The sequence below is a fragment of the Oleiphilus sp. HI0128 genome (assembly GCF_001635365.1).
This window is the reverse complement of the sequence record NZ_LWGG01001528.1, coordinates 1-2,193: the sequence shown is the minus strand read 5'-3', so window position 1 is coordinate 2,193 and position 2,193 is coordinate 1. Positions and strand designations below refer to the sequence as shown.

2 protein-coding genes and 1 pseudogene are annotated in these 2,193 nt (G+C 45.6%); all 3 read right to left on the bottom strand.

What is annotated here, in order from left to right; genetic code table 11:
- Window positions 1-107: 107 nt before the first annotated feature.
- A complete protein-coding gene (metW, locus tag A3763_RS25235; RefSeq protein ID WP_068510019.1) occupies window positions 108-701 on the bottom strand; it encodes a methionine biosynthesis protein MetW in 594 nt (197 codons plus the stop codon).
- Window positions 701-1,876, bottom strand: a complete 1,176-nt coding sequence (locus A3763_RS25230; RefSeq protein ID WP_068510016.1) for a homoserine O-acetyltransferase — start codon at window positions 1,874-1,876, stop codon at window positions 701-703. The genes metW and A3763_RS25230 overlap by 1 nt, the downstream gene beginning before the upstream one ends.
- A gap of 58 nt (window positions 1,877-1,934) precedes the next feature.
- Window positions 1,935-2,193: pseudogene (locus tag A3763_RS29230) on the bottom strand (hypothetical protein); the annotation flags it as partial.

Here is a 2,193-nt window from a genome sequence, read left to right as displayed (position 1 = left end):
ATTCGCTGCAACAGAAAGAAAAGTCGTGAGCAAAAAAATTAAACTTGTTAAGGTTCGTATCATCGCTGAATTCATACGCTTGAGCCTATTGGATCAGAAAAAGTGAATTATTTACTAATGCGGTATACCGCAAATTCGGCAAATAGATTTGGCCACATGCGCGCAAAACTACTCTGTTCAAACTCTGCATCCACCACTTCGCGGTTCAGGATCTTGATACCTTTTTGAACACAAAGCGCTTCAAAGTCCTTAAAGGTGCAGAGGTGGATGTTCGGTGTGTTATACCAGGTATGCGGCAAAGTTTTCGACATCGGCATTTTGCCATTCCACAAAAGGTAATGGCGGCAACGCCAATAGCCAAAATTTGGAAAGGTAACAATTCCCTGATTTCCGAGACGCATCATTTCATCAAGCATCACATCCGGACGCCGGACTGCCTGTAGAGCTTGCGTCATAATCACCGTATCAAACTGCTGATCGGCAAATTGAGACAGGCCTCTTTTGTCCAGATCATGCTCTATAACATTAACTCCCTTCTCAATGCATCGGGTTATCTGCTCTGACGCAATCTCTAGCCCATATCCAAGGACCTTCTTTTCCTGCTGTAAGTGCGCCAGTAAAGTGCCATCACCACAACCTAAATCGAGCACACGGCTGCTTTCTTTCACCCAGGGTTCTATCAGTCTCAGGTCGGCACGCATTATTTTATCTCCTCAGCAATACGCTTCATATAAGCTGAGAAGATAGCCATATAGCGCTCCGTTGGAATTAAAAACGCATCATGTCCATATTCTGAGTCTACCTCTGCATAACAGACACGTTTACCTGCTTTAGTCATAGCTTCAACCAAACGCTCTGAACGCTCGGGAGAAAAGCGCCAGTCTGTACTAAAGGAAACAACAAAATAGCCACACTGGGCTTTGCCTAGTGCTTTCTCAAGAGAACCTTCTGTTTTTTCAGCCGGGTCAAAGTAATCCAAAGCCCGTGTCATTAATAAATAAGTATTGGCATCAAAGGTTTTTGAGAAGCGCTCACCTTGATAGTTTAGGTAGCTCTCGACTTCAAACTCAACATCATAGCCAAAGTTGAAGGCTTCTTCCTTTAGATCCCTACCAAACTTTTCACCCATTGAGGCGTCAGACAGATAGGTCACATGACCAATCATACGAGCGAGCATCAAGCCTTTCGACGGTATGGTATCTTGGCTGTAATAGTGACCTTGATGAAAATCGGGGTCAGAGGTAATCGCTTTACGAGAGATTTCATTAAAAGCAATATTTTGAGCAGTCAGCTTAGGTGTTGAGGCAATAACCACCGCATGTTTCAAACGCTCGGGATAATTGAGCGACCACGCCAAAGCCTGCATACCGCCTAGACTCCCACCGACCACCGCAGCCCAAACGTCAATGTCTAAACGGTCAGCCAAGCGAGCTTGACTTTCGACCCAATCGTCAACAGTAATAATAGGAAAGTCTGGGCCATAGAGCTCACCGGTTTCAGGGTTGATAGTGTTTGGCCCGGTACTACCACTGCAGCCACCCAGGTTATTCAGGCTCACCACAAAAAAGCGATTGGTATCTATTGGCTTATCTGGGCCTATACACGAGTCCCACCAGCCAGGCTTCTTATCAGATTCCGAATGAAAACCCGCGGCATGATGATCGCCGCTCAAGGCATGGCAGATCAATATTGCGTTAGTTCTGTTTTCGTTCAGCTCGCCGTAAGTTTCATAGACAAGCTCATATTGTTGCAGCGTCTTGCCACTGATCAGATTTAGCGCTTGGTCAAAATGTGCAACTTTCGGCTCAACGATACCTACAGAGTGCATCGCTTGCGCGTTAGAAGTGTTTGGTGAGGAACTGGCAGTTTCAGGCATGCGTTGGATTAGGGCTCTTTATGATGCGTATCAAGAAAAGCGGAGTGTAAACGGCCCTCTAGCGAATGGCAATATCCTGAATACTAATCACATTGCTTGGCGGCGGTGTACTCAGGCTCTGATGTATTTGCTCAACTTCGCTAATTTGCTGATGCGTTCTATCGATCAGTTCTTTCAATTTAGCCTGCTGAACCTTTTTGTCCTTACTCGAACTCGCTAAATTCCTTAAGTGGCTCACACGCTCTTCGAGCATGGTTTTTTGCTCATGAGTATATTGAATAAGCGGTAATAAAGCCTCTTCTGGCCACTGCTTGGCT